General features: G+C 71.9%; 14 protein-coding genes and 1 pseudogene. 8 read left to right on the forward strand and 7 right to left on the reverse strand.

What is annotated here, in order from left to right:
- The 3 genes from E1292_RS44300 to E1292_RS44310 form a co-directional block, all read right to left on the reverse strand.
- On the reverse strand, positions 1–948 hold a 948-nt coding region (locus tag E1292_RS44300; RefSeq protein ID WP_132605724.1), incomplete at its 3' end, for a tyrosine-type recombinase/integrase.
- 58 nt (positions 949–1,006) lie between these two features.
- The gene (locus tag E1292_RS44305; RefSeq protein ID WP_132605726.1) at positions 1,007–2,662 is read right to left on the reverse strand and encodes an acetolactate synthase large subunit; all 1,656 of its coding nucleotides are present in this window, start codon (positions 2,660–2,662) and stop codon (positions 1,007–1,009) included.
- Between the two features lie 57 nt (positions 2,663–2,719).
- Entirely contained in the window at positions 2,720–3,898 is a 1,179-nt protein-coding gene (locus E1292_RS44310) for a cysteine desulfurase-like protein (RefSeq protein ID WP_132605728.1), read from the reverse strand.
- A gap of 233 nt (positions 3,899–4,131) precedes the next feature.
- Here E1292_RS44310 and E1292_RS44315 point away from each other — a divergent pair, with 233 nt between their 5' ends.
- Positions 4,132–5,562 (forward strand): WS/DGAT/MGAT family O-acyltransferase, encoded by a 1,431-nt coding sequence (locus E1292_RS44315; protein ID WP_132605730.1) that lies wholly within the window; start codon positions 4,132–4,134, stop codon positions 5,560–5,562.
- A gap of 16 nt (positions 5,563–5,578) precedes the next feature.
- Complete coding sequence (locus tag E1292_RS44320) at positions 5,579–6,664, forward strand: winged helix DNA-binding domain-containing protein (protein WP_132605732.1); 1,086 nt, start codon at positions 5,579–5,581, stop codon at positions 6,662–6,664.
- Positions 6,665–6,847: 183 nt separating this feature from the next.
- Here E1292_RS44320 and E1292_RS44325 read toward each other — a convergent pair whose 3' ends face one another.
- Positions 6,848–7,375: a GNAT family N-acetyltransferase gene (locus E1292_RS44325; RefSeq protein WP_132605734.1), complete on the reverse strand. Its 528-nt coding sequence runs from the start codon at positions 7,373–7,375 to the stop codon at positions 6,848–6,850.
- A 70-nt stretch (positions 7,376–7,445) separates the two neighbouring features.
- Between E1292_RS44325 and E1292_RS44330 the strand changes: the two genes are divergently transcribed.
- Positions 7,446–7,712 carry a hypothetical protein gene (locus E1292_RS44330; RefSeq protein ID WP_132605736.1) on the forward strand — a complete coding sequence of 89 codons (267 nt, stop codon included), beginning with the start codon at positions 7,446–7,448 and terminating at the stop codon, positions 7,710–7,712.
- A gap of 158 nt (positions 7,713–7,870) precedes the next feature.
- On the opposite strand, the gene E1292_RS44335 is transcribed toward E1292_RS44330, so the two are convergent.
- Both E1292_RS44335 and wrbA read right to left on the reverse strand, forming a co-directional pair.
- Positions 7,871–9,319 (reverse strand): MFS transporter, encoded by a 1,449-nt coding sequence (locus E1292_RS44335; RefSeq protein WP_246090775.1) that lies wholly within the window; start codon positions 9,317–9,319, stop codon positions 7,871–7,873.
- The gene (wrbA, locus tag E1292_RS44340) at positions 9,316–9,975 is read right to left on the reverse strand and encodes an NAD(P)H:quinone oxidoreductase (protein WP_132605738.1); all 660 of its coding nucleotides are present in this window, start codon (positions 9,973–9,975) and stop codon (positions 9,316–9,318) included. The genes E1292_RS44335 and wrbA overlap by 4 nt, the downstream gene beginning before the upstream one ends.
- A 78-nt stretch (positions 9,976–10,053) precedes the next feature.
- Between wrbA and E1292_RS44345 the strand changes: the two genes are divergently transcribed.
- Positions 10,054–10,515, forward strand: a complete 462-nt coding sequence (locus tag E1292_RS44345; RefSeq protein WP_132605740.1) for a MarR family winged helix-turn-helix transcriptional regulator — start codon at positions 10,054–10,056, stop codon at positions 10,513–10,515.
- 262 nt (positions 10,516–10,777) lie between these two features.
- Here E1292_RS44345 and E1292_RS54565 read toward each other — a convergent pair whose 3' ends face one another.
- Positions 10,778–11,539 carry a TetR/AcrR family transcriptional regulator gene (locus tag E1292_RS54565; protein WP_132605742.1) on the reverse strand — a complete coding sequence of 254 codons (762 nt, stop codon included), beginning with the start codon at positions 11,537–11,539 and terminating at the stop codon, positions 10,778–10,780.
- A gap of 173 nt (positions 11,540–11,712) precedes the next feature.
- On the opposite strand from E1292_RS54565, the pseudogene E1292_RS44355 reads away from it, so the two are divergent.
- The 4 genes and pseudogenes from E1292_RS44355 to E1292_RS44370 form a co-directional block, all read left to right on the forward strand.
- Positions 11,713–12,642: pseudogene (locus tag E1292_RS44355) on the forward strand (RNA polymerase sigma factor); the annotation flags it as partial.
- A gap of 109 nt (positions 12,643–12,751) precedes the next feature.
- On the forward strand, positions 12,752–13,522 hold the full coding sequence (locus E1292_RS44360; RefSeq protein ID WP_132605746.1) for a class I SAM-dependent methyltransferase: 771 nt from the start codon (positions 12,752–12,754) through the stop codon (positions 13,520–13,522).
- Positions 13,523–13,578: 56 nt separating this feature from the next.
- Positions 13,579–14,526 (forward strand): adenosine deaminase, encoded by a 948-nt coding sequence (gene add, locus E1292_RS44365; RefSeq protein ID WP_132605748.1) that lies wholly within the window; start codon positions 13,579–13,581, stop codon positions 14,524–14,526.
- Positions 14,527–14,546: 20 nt separating this feature from the next.
- On the forward strand, positions 14,547–15,419 hold the full coding sequence (locus E1292_RS44370; RefSeq protein WP_132605750.1) for a TIGR02569 family protein: 873 nt from the start codon (positions 14,547–14,549) through the stop codon (positions 15,417–15,419).
- Positions 15,420–15,423 lie beyond the last annotated feature (4 nt).

Genomic DNA, 15,423 nt, shown 5'->3' on the forward strand with positions numbered 1-15,423 from the left:
CAGGCGGAGGCGGTCGACGGCGTCGCGGCGGGTCTTCTCCGGGCGGCGGTCGTAGCGGGCCGTCGTGGCGGGGGAGGAGTGGCCCACCAGGGCCTGTGCCGTCGCCAGGTCCACACCGGCGTCCAGCAGTTCGCCGATGAACGTCCGGCGGAAATCGTGCGCCGTGCGCCGGGACGCGCCCGCCTCCCCGAACCGGCGGGCCAGGACGTCGGCGATGCCCTGCCCGGTCAGCCGCACCGGCCTGCCGTCGCGCCGCCGCAGGGTGCCGTACTTGCTGATCGGGCTGAACAGCGCACCGGGGCCGGTCCCGCGGATCGCCAGCCACCGCTCGACCAGCCCGATCGCCTCCGTGGTCAGGTAGACCAGCCGTTCCTTGTCGCGCTTGCCGCGCACCCGCAGGGAGCGGGCGCCGGGGTCGTAGTCGGCCAGCGCCAGACCGGAGAGCTCGGCCCGCCGGCAGCCGGTGGAGTAGAGGACGGCGATCAGCGCCGCGTCGCGCACCCCGGCGGGGGAGTCGTCGCAGGCCGACAGGGCCGCCCCGACCACCTCGGGCGGAACGTGGTGCCCGGTGGGCAGCCGGCTCTGGCGTACGGGGGCGAGGTCCGAAGCGCGGGCGAAGTCTTCGGCGCTGGTCTGGCCGAGCCGCCACGCCTCCTTCAGCACCCGCCGCAGCGCCACCAGATGCTTGTTGACGTACGCCGCCGACCAGCCCTGGTCGGTGAGCATCGTGCGGATGCGGACGGTGTGCTCGTAACGCAGCAGGTGCCACGGCTGGCCCGCGCCCGTGGCGCTCTCGTCGCCGGTGAGCAGCCGGGCCAGCCGGTCGAGGCAGCCGCGCATGGTGCGGCGCGACTCGGGGCTGGTGAGCGAGTCGAGATAGACGTGGTACGGGTCGCGCGCCGGCTCGACCGGCAGCGCCGCGACATCGGGCACGGCAGGCAGGCTCACCGGGCCGATCTTACGGCCCCGTCGTCCGCGTGCCCATCCAGGCGGGCCTGCGGCCCTGTCAGAAGGGGCCGGTGAGCTCGCCCAGTTTGTCGGTCAGTTGCAGGTTGGCCGCGTAGTCGACCGGCACCGCGATCACGGACACGACGTCGTCGGCCAGCGCCTTGCGCAGCGTGGGCAGCAGCTCGCCGGCGCTGGTTACGCGGTGGCCGCGGGCCCCGAAGCTCTCGGCGTACGTGACGAAGTCGGGGTTGCCGAACGCGACGTGGGAGTCGCGCCCCAGCTCGAGGTCCATCTTCCACTCGATCAGCCCGTAGGCGTCGTCCACCCACACCAGCGCCACGAAGGGGATCCGCTCGCGCACGGCGGTCTCCAGCTCCTGGGAGTTCATCAGGAACGCCCCGTCGCCGGTCGCCGCCAGCACCTTGCGCTCGGGACGGGCCAGCTTGGCGGCCAGCGCGCCCGGCACCGCGAAACCCATGGACGACAGCCCGTTGGAGACGAGCATCGTGTTCGGCTCGTAGGTCGGGTACATGCGGGCCATCCACATCTTCACCGCGCCGGTGTCGGCCAGCACGATGTCGTCGCGGCCCATGGCCTCGCGGATGTCGGCGACGATCCGGCGCGGCGACAGCGGGAACGCGCCCTCGGCGCGCCCCTGCGCCAGCTCCTCGCCGATCATGCGGCGGATCTTCTCGCCGGTGCCGTTCATCTCGAACCGCCGGTGCACGGCGTCGCCGAGCGCGTCCAGCGAGCGCGAGACGTCGCCGTGCACCCCGACCGCCACCGGGTAGTGGTCGTCCACCTCGGCGGGGAACCGGTGAATGTGGATGATCTTCTTGTCGCGCAGCGGGTTGATCTTGACGGGGTCGAACTCCTGCAGCTCGTATCCGACGCTGATCAGCACGTCGGCCTCGTCGAAGCCGAAGTTCACGTAGTCGTGGCGCATGAACCCCACCGCCCCCAGCGCGTGCCGGTGGTCGTCGGGGAAGACGCCCTTGCCGTTGAACGTGGTGGCCACCGGCAGCCCGAGCCGTTCGGAGAAGCGCACCAGGGCCTGCGAGGCGCCAGCCCTGGTCGCGCCGTGGCCGGCCAGCACGATGGGCCTGCGGGCGCCGTCGAGCACCTCGGCGGCGCGGGCGATCTGCGCGGCCGAGGGATCCTGCGGGCGTACGACGTTCACCGGGAGCGGGGCCAGGCCGTCGGGGATCGGCGCCGACTCGACGTCCTCGGGGATCGCCAGGTAGACGGCGCCGGGCCGCTCGGTCTGCGCGGTCTTGAACGCCTTGCGGATCATCTCGGGCAGCGCCTGCGGCGACGGCACCAGCTCCGCCCACTTGGTGATCGGCCTGAACAGCGAGACCAGGTCGACCACCTGGTGCGACTCCTTGTAGATGCGGTCGAGCCCCACCTGGGCCGTGATCGCCACCACCGGCGTGCTGTTGGTGGTGGCGTCGGCCACGCCGAGCTGCAGGTTGATCGCGCCGGGGCCGAGCGTGGCCGACGCCACGCCGGGCTTGCCGGTCAGCCTGCCGTAGATCTCCGCCATGAACGCCGCGCCCTGCTCGTGACGGACGAGGACGTAACGGATGGAGGAGTCGTGGAGCGCGTCGACGAAGTGGATGTTCTCCTCACCGGGGATGCCGAAGACGTATTCGACGCCCTCCGCCTCCAGAGCCTGCACGATCAGCCGGGCGGCGACGGCCTGCCGGGACATGGGAAACGCCTCTTTTCATGGAAGACTGCGTCTCCGTCAGCACCGGTGGACCCCGGTTCATTCCATGCTGGCCACCCCTTCGAGCAACCGGTCGACGTCCGAACGGTCGTTGTAGTGCACCAGGCCCGCGCGCACCGCGCCGCCCGACTCGCGGATGCCGAGCACGCCGGTCAGCTCCCAGGCGTAGTTGTGGCCGTTCCAGACGTTGACGCCGAGCCTGGCCAGGTGCTCGGCCACCTGGCGCGGGGTGTGCCCGGACACGTTGAAGTAGGCGGTGGCGGTGCGCCTGGCGGGCTTGCCGTACACGGTGACGTGCGGCATGGTCTCCAGCCCTTCGATCAGCACCTGGAACAGGGCCAGTTCGTGCTCCTCCGCCGCGGCCATCGAGGCGAGCAGGCGCTCGCGGCGGCTGCCCGTGCCGGGCACCATGGAGGCCAGGTGGTCCACGGCCGCCGTGACCCCGTCCAGGTCGGCGAACGCGGCCGTGCCCGTCTCGAACCGTTCCGGCACGGTGTCGGACGAGGAGGCCAGCTTGTCCGGCCTGATGGTCTCCAGCAGCGCCGGGTCCGCCACCACCGCGCCGATGTGCGGTCCCGACCACTTGTAGGCGCTCGTGGCGTAGAAGTCGGCGCCCAGCTCCCGCATGTCCACCGGGCCGTGCGGGGTGGCGTGCACGCCGTCCACGTACGTCAGCGCGCCCGCCCGGTGCGCCAGCTCGGCGATCGCGGGCACGTCGGGGCGGGTGCCGAGGATGTTGCTGGCGGCCGTCACCGCCACGACCTTGGTGCGCTCGCCGATCAGGCTCTCGTACTGCTCGACCGGCAGTTCCCCGGTGACCGGGTCCACCTCGGCCCAGCGCACGGTGGCGCCGGTCTGGGTCCAGGGGCGCACGTTGGCGTCGTGGTCGAGCCTGGAGACCACGACCTCGTCGCCGGGGCCGGCGATGGCCCTGGCCAGGCGGTAGGTGAGGGTGGTCATGTTCGGGCCGAGGATGACGCCGTCCGGGTGGCCGCCGACGAGGTCGGCGACGGCGGCGCGGCAGGCGGCGACGATGGCGTCGGAGCGGTGGCTGGCGGGGAAGGCGCCGCCGACGTTGCCGATCCCGGTCCGGTATGCGGTGGAGATGGCGTCGATCACCGATTGCGGCATCTGCGTGCCGGCGGCTCCGTCAAGATAGGCGTAGCCGTCGGAGAGTGCGGGATAGGTGGCGCGTACCGTTTTGATAGGGAAAGGCATGGTATGTAGATGCTCAGCCTCGGAGACCTCAATCGTGCCGCGCCGACGCGCCAGCACCTTCCTGCCCCGTCACGTGAAGAACGTGCCGCCGTGCGGACCTGGCCGCCGCGACGGTGCGGCCTCAAGCGCGAGGGATTGGAGAGGTCCCCGGATCTCGGGGGAGAGGAGCTGGACGACGTGCCGAACGCGCCCTTGACGTGGGTGTCCTACCTGTCCGGGCGGAGGGTCGACGGATGCCCCAGCTGACCGCCCTGGACGCGCAGTTCCTGCACTTCGAGACGGCCACGAACATCGCCAACATCGCGGGGCTGGCCATCCTCGACGGTGACCTCCACCGCGCCGACCTGCAGACCCTCCTCGAACAGCGGCTCCCGTACGTGCCCGCGCTGCGCCGTAAGCTGGCCCCGGTGCCGCTGGGGCTCGACCACCCGTACTGGATGCAGGAGGACGATCTCGACCTCGACTACCACGTGCGCGAGATCGGCCTGCCGCCGCCCGGCGACGAGCGGCAGCTCGCCGAGCAGGTCTCCCGGCTGCACGCCCGCCGGCTCGACCGGCGACGGCCGCTGTGGGAGATCTACCTCATTCACGGGCTGTCCGGGGGCCGCATGGGCCTCTACACGAAGATCCATCACGCGGCCGTGGACGGGGTGGGCGGCGCCGACGTGCTGGCCGCGCTGCTCGACACCGGCCCCCGGCCCGCGCCGCCGCCCGAGGCCGAGCCCGAACGCGACGCTCCGCCTCCCGGGCAGGCGGAGATGCTGGCGCGCGGCCTGGCCAGGCTGGCCGGCAACCCCGCACACGCCGTGCGGTTCGCGTCCATGGCCGTCCCCTACCTGGACGAGATCCCCGTCGTGTCCTCGCTCCCCGGCGCCCAGTTCGTCTCCGGGCTGGCCCGCAGGCTGGCCGGCGCCACGCAGGTTCCCGACCTGCCGACGCTGCCCGCCCCCAGGACGCCCTTCAGCGGTCCCGTGTCGGAGCACCGGCGCTTCGCGTACGTGTCGCTGCCGCTGGACGAGCTCAAGCAGGTGCGCAAGGCGTTCGGCGTCACCGTCAACGACGTGGTCATGGCCGTGTGCGCGGGAGCTCTGCGCGGGTGGCTGGCCGCGCACGGGGGTGTCCCGGGCCAGCCGCTGGTGGCGGGCGTACCGTTCTCGCTGCGGGACGCCGGGGCCGAGGGGCCGGGCAACCAGGTGACGATCATGACGGCCCCGCTGGCCGTGCACGTCGCCGACCCCGTCGACCGGCTGCAGCACGTGCGGCAGGCCATGCGGCGGCTCAAGGACCGGTTCTCGCCGGCGTCCGCGCGGTGGCTGCGCGAGTTCAGCGAGTCGATGCCCGCCGCCCTCATGGGACTGGCCTCGCGCTCGGCGTTCGCGCTGCTCGGGCAGGCCGCCCCGCCGATCAACCTGATCGTCTCGAACGTGCCGGGCCCCCAGTTCCCCCTGTACGTGTGCGGGGCGCGGCTGCTGCACCACTATCCCGTCTCCGTGATCTCGGACGTGAGCGGCGGCGTCAACATCACGGCGTTCTCCTACGACGGCTCGCTCGACATCGGCGTCATCACCGACCGGGCGATGGTGCCCGACGCCTGGGAGCTGGCCGCCTACCTGCGGGACGCGCTCGCCGACCTGCACAACGCGGAAGCCGACGTGCCGCGATGACGCCTACGCTCGCCGGATGATCCTGAATCGCCGGGTGCTCAACCGCACCACGCTCGACCGCCAGCTGCTCCTCCGCCGGGCCGCCCTGTCGCCGGCCGAGGCCATCGAACGGCTCGTCGCGGTGCAGGGGCAGGAGATCGACGCACCGTACCTCGGGTTGTGGACGCGCCTGGCCGCCTTCACCCAGGACGATCTGGCCTCCCTCCTGCACGGCAGGCAGGTGGTGCGGGGCTCGCTGCTGCGCGGCACCCAGCATCTGGCCCTGGCCGGCGACTACGTGTGGATCCGGCCCCTCGTCCAGGTGATCCTCACGCGGGCCAGGCAGGCGTCCTTCGGGCGCTTGACCCAGGGGGTGGATCTCGAGGAGCTGGCGAAGCTCACCCGCGAGCACCTGGCCGGGCGCACGCTCACCCGCCCCCAGCTCCGCGACCTGCTGCTGCGGCGGTGGCCGGAGGCCGGTCCGACGGCGCTGGGGTTCTCGGCGCAGGCGATGGTGCCCGTCGTGCACACGCCGCCCAACGGGATCTGGGGGCAGCGGGGGGCCACGCCGTTCACGCTGGCCGAGGAGTGGCTGGGACGGCCGCTGGAGACGGCGCCGCCGGTGGAGCGGCTGGTGACGCGCTACCTGGCGGCGTACGGGCCGGCGAGCGTGCGGGACGTGCAGCGGTGGTCGGGGCTGACGCGGCTGAAGGAGGTCGTGGAGGCGATGCCGTCGCTGCGCACCTATCAGGACACCGACGGCCGCGTTCTCTACGACCTCCCCGACGCCCCGCTCGTCGCGGAGGACGTGCCCGCGCCCGTGCGGTTCCTGCCCTGGTTCGACAATCTCATCGTCGCCTTCGACGACCGCCGCCGCATGATGACCGCCGAGCAGCAGAGGGCCGTGTGCGTGGGCGCCGTCGTCCACCCCACCTTCCTCGTCGGGGGAACGGTCGGCGGCATGTGGGACCTCAAGGACGGCGTACTGACGATCGAGCCCTTCCACCCGCTGCCCGAGGACGTGATGGGCGAGCTCGCCGACGAGGCGGCGCGCCTGATGGCGTTCGCCGGCGACGAGCAGGGAAGCGTCACCTGGCTCCGGACTCCAGCCACAACCGGCTGAGCCTAGCGTTTCACCGACAATTCAGATGAAGGAGACGATAACCGATCGCCCCTGCTGATGATCGCCGGGTCGGAGGCGGAGAGCGGTTGCTTCAGCCGAGAAGCGATCGAGAAGGCGGCCGAGCTCGTCACCTGGGTCGCCACCGATGACCGGGTCCGACGAGCCCTGTCGGTCCTTTCCGGCTCACTCGGTCTGGCAGCCGCGGGTAACGTCGTCAAGCGACCTGGGCACAGGGGCGGTGAAGGAGATCCACACGTCGGGGGGAACGTCCGCCGGCTCCTCCGTCCACGCGTCACCGGCGATCTCGGTGGCGACCCGCCGCCAGAACGCGACGGCCGCCGTGTTGGAGTCCTGGAAGGCGACCTTCCAGGGGCCGGGGTGCCGGGAGATCACCTCCCGCACGACGGTCATCCCGATCCCGGACCGGCGCGCGCCGCGTACCACGAAGAAGCTGTTCAGCACGCGTGCGGGGCCGGACAGCGCCCGTACGAAGGAGAACCCGAGCGGCCGGTCGCCGCTGGTGAAGAGGTAGGCCGCCCAGTCGTCGTCCTCGAACGCCGAGCGCAGCCGTTCGCTGTGGTAGGTGGCGTCGGGGCTGGGCAGCCCGCCCTGGAACTCCGCCATGTCGTGGCGGAACATGAGCCAGAGCCGTTCGACGGTGGGGCGGTCCGCGGCGCTCACGGGCCGCACGGTTGCCTGAAAAGTGGTCATACAAGCACCTTCCGGCCGGGAGCAACCTCCGGCCGGAAGGGTAAAACCTAGCAGATCTCCATCACGGCTCGTGACCGGGGGGCCGCCCAGGCCCGGCCCAGCCGGGCACGTCCACGCGCTGCCTGCCGATCACCGACAGCAGCCGCAGGGCGTCTTCCCCTGGGCGCCGGGGTCCGGCCGTGTGGGCGGCGGTGGCGCGCAGGTGCTGGTCCGCGGCAACGAGGCGTCACCCGGCATCGTCGACCAGCTCAACGCGCTGACCCGTCGCGTCGCCCGGCCGAGCCCGACGGGATCGACCGGGCCGCCCGGCTCCGCAGCGACCGCGCCTCCTGCGTGACCGGGACGGTCCATTCGGTCGACGGCGGCATGCAGGCGGCATGAGCCGGAGGACGCCTGGTCCGCATCCGGCCGCCGTGGGCGGCCCGGCCAGGTCGGCGCGCAGCGACGTGGCGTGGGTGCGGCCCACAGCCGTGAACGGCCCCGCGTCGCCGGCGGTCAGGCGCGCCCGTGCCGCGGCAGCAGCAGGCTGACCAGCGCGATGGCCAGGCCGAGCCCGGCCGCCATGAGGAAGACCAGGTCGTAGCCGGCGGCGAGGGCGGCCGGGGTGCTCCCCGCGGCCTCCGTCGCCGCCGTGGCGCCGGCGGCCGTCGCGAGCACCGCCAGGCCAGCCGACCCGCCCACTTGGCCGGCGGTCTGGGCCAGGCCGCCGACGATCCCGGCCGCGCCCTCGGGAGCGTCGGCGGTCGCCGCGGCCATGAGGGTGGGGAAGGTCAGCCCGATGCCGACCGCGACGAGCAGCGTGGGCCCGAGCACGCCGGTGACGTAGCCGCTGCCGGCGTGGGCCTGGGCGAGCCAGCCGAAACCGGCCAGGAAGCAGGCGGAGCCGGCCAGCACCAATGCGCGTACACCGGTTCGCGGCAGCAGCGCGGCGGCCCATCGTGCGATCACCATGAACGCCACCGCGGCGGGTGTCTGCCCGAGCCCGGCTTCGAGCGCGCTGAAGCCGAGGACGTTCTGCAGGAACAGCGACGTGAAGTACCACATCGCGATGGCGATCCCGCCGAAGAGCAGCAGCATGCCGCTGCCGACGGCCACCCCCCGGATCCTGAACAGCCGCAAGGGCATGATCGGCTGGGTGGCGAATTTGGCCTCCACCACGGTGAAGACGACGAGCAGGAGCACGCCCGCCACGGCCGGCCCGAGGACCGGCGCGGACGTCCAGCCGTGATCGACGCTCCGCATGACCCCGTAGATCAGGGTGGCCAGGCCCGCCGTCCCCGTGACCGCGCCCGTCAGGTCGAGGGGTTCGCGCCGGCCGGTTCGTGCGCCGGCCAGCGACAGCATGGCCACGACGATCAGCACGGCGCCGATCGGCACGTTGATGAGGAAGACCCACCGCCACGACACGCCGGTGGTGATGGCGCCGCCGGCGACCGCGCCGGCCATCCCGCCCACGCCGCCCGAGGCGGACCATGCGCCGAACGCCTTGGCACGCCCGGCCGGCCCGGTGAAGGAGGTGTTGATCACGGCCAGGGTCGCCGGGGCCATCATGGCGGCCCCGATGCCCTGCGCCACGCGGGCCGCCACCAGGACCTCCGGAGCGGTGGCCAGGCCGCCGGCCAGGCTGGAGACGGAGAACGCCAGCAGCCCGGCGACCAGCATCCGGCGCGGCCCGAACAGGTCGGCGGCGCGGCCGCCCAGCAGCATGAAGCCGCCGAAGGTCAGCAGGTAGCCGTTGACCACCCAGGCCAGGCCGGTGGGCGTGAAGCCGAGCTCCCCGCCGACGGAGGGCAGGGCGAGGTTCACGATGGACGAGTCCAGGATCACCATGAACTGGCACGCGCACGCCAGCGCCAGGACCATCCAGTCGGGGCCGGTGCCCTGCCCGGCCGGCGGAGTCGTGGTGCCGGTCAGGACGCCCTCTCTTGCCGGCTGGCCGTTCACGAGGTCTGGGAGGTCGTCGCGGCGATGGTCTCGCGGGCGTCGCCGCCGTCGGTGACGCGGCCGTCCCCCAGCAGCCGCATCGTGACGCGGGCCAGCCTCCGTCCCTGGTACCTGGCCGCTTCCAGTGCCGCGGCGTCGGAGCCGTCCCCGTTCACCAGCGACGTGCCGTACGGGTTGCCGCCGGCGGCGTACACGACGGGATCGGTGAACCCGGGCGGGACTATCAGCGCTCCCCAGTGGTAGAAGACGTTGCCCAGCGACAAGATCGTGGCCTCGTTGCCGCCGTGCCGGTTGAACGCCGAGGTGAAGGCCGTCACCGGCTTGTCGGCCAGCTTGCCTTCCCGCCACAGCTCGCCGGCCTGGTCGATGAACTGCTTGAGCTGCGCGGCCGGCGTGCCGAACCGGGTCGGCGTGCCGAAGGCGAAGGCGTCGGCCCACGCCAGGTCCTCCATCCGGGCCTGGGCGATGGACGCCGTGGCGTCGGCGTGCCGGCGCCACAGCGGGTTCTGGGCGATCGCGCTGTCGGGCGCCAGCTCGGCGACCCGCCGCAGCCGTACCTCGGCTCCGGCAGCGGCGGCGCCTTCGGCGACGGCCTGCGCGAGTGTGTGCACCTTGCCTGTCGCGCTGTAGTAGATGACGGCGACCTTCACGGTCATGTGTGGCTCCTCGATGTCGTGTAGCATTAGTTATCCGGATAACTATTATGCGCATAACCAATCTGTCAAGGAGAGCTGATGGACTTCGAGCAAGCCGACGCCCTCAACCAGGCCATCCGCCTGTTGAGCCTGCGCCACCGGGCCAGGGCCGCGGCGCTGCTGGCCCCGCTCGGCCTGCACCCCGGGCAGGAGGCGCTCCTGCTCGAACTCGCCAGGACCGGCCCCATGATCCAGGCGGAGCTCAGCGAGGCGCTCGGTTGCGAGCCGCCCAGCGTCACGCTCATGAGTCGCAAGCTCGAAGCGGCCGGGCACGTCCGCCGCACGCCCGCCCCCTCGGACAGGCGCGCCAGCGTCGTCGAACTCACCGACAGCGGCAAGGCGCTGGTCGGCCAGATCAAGCAGCTGTGGTGCGCTCTGGCGGACGAGACCGTGACCGGCCTGCCCGCCCAGACCGTGGCGGAGCTGCCCGGCATCCTCAGGACCCTGGTCGGCAACGTGGACGGGAGAGCCCGCCGCCCGCACGGCTCCGGCGTGGCCTAGCGGCACCGACGAAAGGCTGCGGTCCTTCACGCGTGCCGGTGCGGTGGATCGCCAGCCGCCGCCGGGGACGCCGAAGGTCGGCGACTGCCTCGGCCTGCCGGGCTCGCGTTTCCGAGGGCATACCGCCCTGTCGCGGGGTCCTGGGGGACGTCGAGGATCGCGGGGGCGAGGCCCGCTCGGGACGTGCTGCCCGGCACGCCGGCCTCGTGGCGATGGCGGATCGACTCGGGCGTCCGGCGGCGTCTGCTGCGGGGGTGGCCGCCTACGCCGGCCGGCGGACGGCGTAGGTGCTGATGGCGGGTTCGAGGAGGTCGAAGACGCGCCGCGCGGTCTCGGCGAGCGCTCCGGCGATCTCGTCGTCGTCCTGTCCGGCCAGGGTGCGGCGCTGCAACTCGCGGAAGAGCAGCCGGTCGGCCGCCGCGAGCTGCGCCGCCACCGCGCGTGCGACGATCACGCCGCCCCCGGCTTCGCCCCCGACGTTGTCCTCGGGAGGCGTCCCGCCCGTGCCACTGCTGCGGCCGGTCGCGTCGGTCGGGTCCGTTTCGCCGGTTCTCCCGGTCTCGTCGGAGGCCTCGCCCGTCCTGTCGATTTCGGTGGTGAGCAGCCTGGCGAGGGCCTCCTCGCGCTGCTCGTGCAGGTCGCGCAGCCGGGCGACCAGAGTCGGGCTGTCGGCGATCATCCGGGCGAAGTCGCGTCCGGTGAAGCCGATGACCGGGTCACGCTGTTCCAGCGCCTGCGCATATGCTCGACGTACCGCGCCCAGCGCCGACTCCCCTGGTGGGCGCCGGGCGACCGCCTCCGCCAGGCCCGCCACGAACGCCTCGTGGTGGTCCAGGGCTAGATCCTCTTTACGGGGGAAGTAATTGGTGACGGTCATCTTGGCCACCCTGGCGGCGCCGGCGATGTCGGCGATCGTCGTGCGGTCGAAGCCACGTTGCAGGAACAGTTGGGTAGCGTGGTCAGAGATGGCCTGCCTGGTTTCGCGCTTCTTCTGTTCCCTCAAACCCAAGGTGTCGATGCTCATAGCCGCAGTCTCCCACAGATTTTTAGGTCCGTCCTAGATTTAGGTTGACTCAAGAGAAATGTGCACCTAATGTTAGGCGCGACCTAAGTTTGGGTTTGCCGTCCACCCTGCCCAACGCGAGCGAGGAGAGTGTTTTGTCCCAAGCAGCAGAGGTTCTCGAGCTGGACGAAGGCGTCGCCGACAGTGGCGCCGCCGTCGGCGCCGACTCGGTCAAGACCTACCTGAAAGAGATCGGGCGGGTGCCGCTGCTCACCGCCGAGCAGGAGATCGAGCTGGCCAAACGCATCGAGGCCGGGCTGTTCGCCAGAGAGCGGCTCGATACCGAGCCCGACCTTCCCGCCGAGCTCCGCGCCGACCTGGAATGGATCGCCGCCGACGGCACGCGGGCCAAGCAGCGCATGCTGGAGGCCAACCTGCGGCTGGTCGTGTCCATCGCCAAGCGCTACACCGGTCGCGGCATGCTCTTCCTCGACCTGATCCAGGAGGGCAACCTCGGCCTGATCCGGACGATCGAGAAGTTCGACTACCGGCTCGGCTACAAGTTCTCCACCTACGCCACGTGGTGGATCAAGCAGGCGATCACCCGCGCCATGGCCGACCAGGCCCGTACGATCCGCATCCCCGTGCACATGGTGGAGCTGATCAACAAGGTGGCACGCGTGCAGCGGCGCCTGCAGAGCGACCTCGGCCGCGAGCCCACCCCGGAGGAGATCGCCAAGGAGAGCGAGCTCGAGGTGAGCCGCGTCATCGAGGTGCAGGGCTACGGCCGCGAGCCCATCTCGCTGCACACGCCGCTCGGCGAGGAGGGCGACAGCGAGTTCGGCGACCTCATCGAGGACACCGAGGCGGTCTCCCCGGCCGACGCGGTGTCGTTCACCCTGCTCCAGCAGCAGCTGCACGCCCTGCTCGACCAGCTCTCCGAGCGCGAGGCCGGCGTGATCAGCATGCGCTACGGCCTGGCCGACGGCAAGCCGCGCACGCTCGACGAGATCGGCCGCGTCTACGGCGTCACCAGGGAGCGGATCCGGCAGATCGAGGCCAAGACGATGTCCAAGCTGCGCCATCCGTCCCGCTCGCTGGCGCTGCGCGACTACCTGAGCTGACCGTTCACCTGGCGCGCGAGGTTCCGGAGAGAAAGGCTGCGCAAACGGGAACTCAAGACTGTCGCCACAGCCCCTTGGAAGTTGCTGTGAGTGACCTAGATTCCCAGGCGTGAAACGCTCCCGTTCGAGCCTCGTCCACCAAGTGACGTACGCGTTCAAGAACCCGCGCAAGATCCTGCCCCACCTGAGGCGGCTCGCCCGCGACACCTGGTTCAGGCTGCATACACGCGACCACGTCGCCTACTACCGTGCCGTCATGAAGTCCGACACCGCGCGAGACCCCGAGGGCGCGGTCGGCTCCCACACGCACCGCCGGTGGCTGGCGCTGGGCCGTATGCAGTTCGACTACCTCGTCGAGCACGGGCTGAAGCCGGAATGCCGGATGCTGGAGATCGGCTGCGGCAACCTGCGGGCCGGTCACCTGTTCATCGATTACCTGCACACCGGCAACTACTACGGCATCGACATCTCGCCCGACATCCTCATGGCGGCCCAGGACACCCTCGTCGAACACGGGCTGGGCGACAAGCTCCCGCACCTGACACCCGTACGCGACCTGCGCTTCGCCTTCCTGCCCGACGAGCACTTCGACGTCGTCCACGCGCACAGCGTCTTCTCCCACTCGCCGCTCGACGTGATCGAGGAGTGCTTCGCCCACGTCGGCCGCGTCATGAAACCCGGCGGATGGTTCGACTTCACCTTCGACCGGACCGAGGGCAAGGAGCACCAGGTGCTGCGGGAGGACTTCTACTACCGCACCGAGACCCTGATCGCGCTGGCCTCCAAGCACGGGCTGCAGGCCAGGTTCATGGACGACTGGGAACGCCTGCCGCACAAGCAGTCGAAGATCCGCGTCACCCGGCGGGTCGACGCCCCCTAGCAGTCCGGCGGAAAACGAACTGCGTGCGGGCGGAGGCCTGGCCTAACCTGTGGCGCGTGAAAGACGTTCGGTCACTGCCCAAAGCCCACCTGCACGTTCACCTGGAGAGCACCGTACGCCCTGAGACCGTGCGCGACCTGGGCGGCACGCCCGCGCACGACGGCGTGTTCCGCGACTTCAGGGAGTTCGCCGACCAGCGGGCGCGGGTGCGCGGGCTGCTGCGCACGGCCGAGCACTTCCGGCGCGTCGCGGTGGAGTTCTGCGCGGACGAAGCCGCGCAGGGCACCCGCTACGCCGAGGTGACCTTCACCGCCGCCTCCCACGGGGAGCGGGTGGGGCAGCCGGAGATGCCGCTGGAGGCCGTGCTCGACGGGCTGGAGGAGGGCAGGGCCCGCTACGGCATCGAGTGCCGGGTGCTGCTCGACCACTCCAGGCGGCGGCCGGTCGAGCGGCTGTGGCGCACGTACAAACTGGCCACCCGCTACGACAACGTGATCGGCATCGGGCTGGCGGGCGACGAGAGCCACCCGCTGGCTCCGTTCGCCGAGGTGCTCGACGCGGCCAGGGACGCGGGGCTCCATCTCGTCCACCACGCGGGCGAGGCGGCCGGCGCGGCCAGCATCCGCGAGGCCCTCGACCTGGGGCACGCCGAGCGCCTCGGGCACGGCATCCGGATCCTCGACGACGAGAGCCTGGTGGCGGAGGTGCGCGGGCGCGGGATCCCGCTGGAGGTCTGCCCCACGTCCAACGTCCTGCTCGGGCTCGTCCCGTCGCTGGCCGAGCACCCGCTGCCGCGGCTGCGGGCGGCGGGGCTGACCGTCACGATCAACACCGACGGGGAGACGGCGCTGGCGGACGAGTACGCCAGGCTGCGCGACGTCTTCGGCTGCACCGACGACGATCTGGCCGAGCTGGCACGCGCGTCGATCGACGCGTCGTTCGCCCCCGACGAGGTGAAAGCCGAGCTCAAGGCCGCCGTGCACACCTGGGCCACGGCCCCGTGAGCGGCTCCGTTCCGGGTGGGGTGACGCCGGACGGTCCTCCTGAGGAGGTTCTCGGCGCGTACGGGGCCGAGGGGCGGCCGGTCTGGATGGGAGGGGCCTGGCGGGTCGGCGACCTGGTCGTGAAGCAGGTGGAGTTCCTGCCGGAGACCTTGTGGCGGGCCGAGACGCTGTCCGCATTGCCTGAGTCGCCCGCGTTCCGCGTGGCTCGTCCCGTGCGGGCGCGGGACGGTGCGTGGGCGGCGCACGGATGGGAAGCGGCCCGGCTGGTCCCGGGCGAGCCCGACGTGGGCAGGCAGGACGACGTGCTCAGGACCGGGGCCGCCTTCCATGAGGCGATCGCCCACCTGTCCCGGCCCGCGTACCTGGACGTCCGTGACGACCCCTGGTCCTACGGGGACCGCGTGGCGTGGGAGGAACCCCACGACCCGTCCGGAGCGGCCGACCCGCCCCGAGGAGCCGGGCTGGCCGGCGCGGCCGGCCTGTCCGGAAGGTCCGGCCTGTCCGGAGCGGCCGGGCTGCTGGAGCCGCTCGTAAGGGCCCGGCGGCCGGTGGATCTCCCGTCGCAAGCGGTTCACGGGGATCTGCCCGGCAACGTGCTGTTCGCCCCCGGCCTGCCCCCGGCGATCATCGACTGGCCGGTGTACTGGCGCCCGCCGTCCTGGGCGGCGGCGGTCGCGGTCGTGGACGCGCTGTGCTGGTACGGCGCGTCGCCCGCGCTGGCCGAACGGTGGGCCCACCTGCCCGAATGGGGGCAGATGCTGGTACGCGCGCTCATCTACCGGATCGTCACCCACGAGGCGCTGAACGGGCCTGAGACATGGACCCCGGAGCAAGTGGCCGCCTACCGGCCGGCGGTGGCCCTCGCCGTAACCCACGCCCGCCCCACCGGGTGACGGC

Origin of the sequence: Nonomuraea deserti (assembly GCF_004348685.1) — a bacterium.
In the GTDB taxonomy this organism is placed as follows: domain Bacteria; phylum Actinomycetota; class Actinomycetes; order Streptosporangiales; family Streptosporangiaceae; genus Nonomuraea; species Nonomuraea deserti.

Excerpts from the sequence above, each read along its gene's own strand:
- E1292_RS44305 (WP_132605726.1), bottom strand. The coding sequence starts at position 2,662 with ATGTCCCGGCAGGCCGTCGCCGCCCGGCTGATCGTGCAGGCTCTGGAG.
- E1292_RS44310 (WP_132605728.1), bottom strand. The coding sequence starts at position 3,898 with ATGCCTTTCCCTATCAAAACGGTACGCGCCACCTATCCCGCACTCTCC.
- E1292_RS44315 (WP_132605730.1), top strand. The coding sequence starts at position 4,132 with ATGCCCCAGCTGACCGCCCTGGACGCGCAGTTCCTGCACTTCGAGACG.
- E1292_RS44320 (WP_132605732.1), top strand. The coding sequence starts at position 5,579 with ATGATCCTGAATCGCCGGGTGCTCAACCGCACCACGCTCGACCGCCAG.
- E1292_RS44325 (WP_132605734.1), bottom strand. The coding sequence starts at position 7,375 with ATGACCACTTTTCAGGCAACCGTGCGGCCCGTGAGCGCCGCGGACCGC.
- wrbA (WP_132605738.1), bottom strand. The coding sequence starts at position 9,975 with ATGACCGTGAAGGTCGCCGTCATCTACTACAGCGCGACAGGCAAGGTG.
- E1292_RS44345 (WP_132605740.1), top strand. The coding sequence starts at position 10,054 with ATGGACTTCGAGCAAGCCGACGCCCTCAACCAGGCCATCCGCCTGTTG.
- E1292_RS54565 (WP_132605742.1), bottom strand. The coding sequence starts at position 11,539 with ATGAGCATCGACACCTTGGGTTTGAGGGAACAGAAGAAGCGCGAAACC.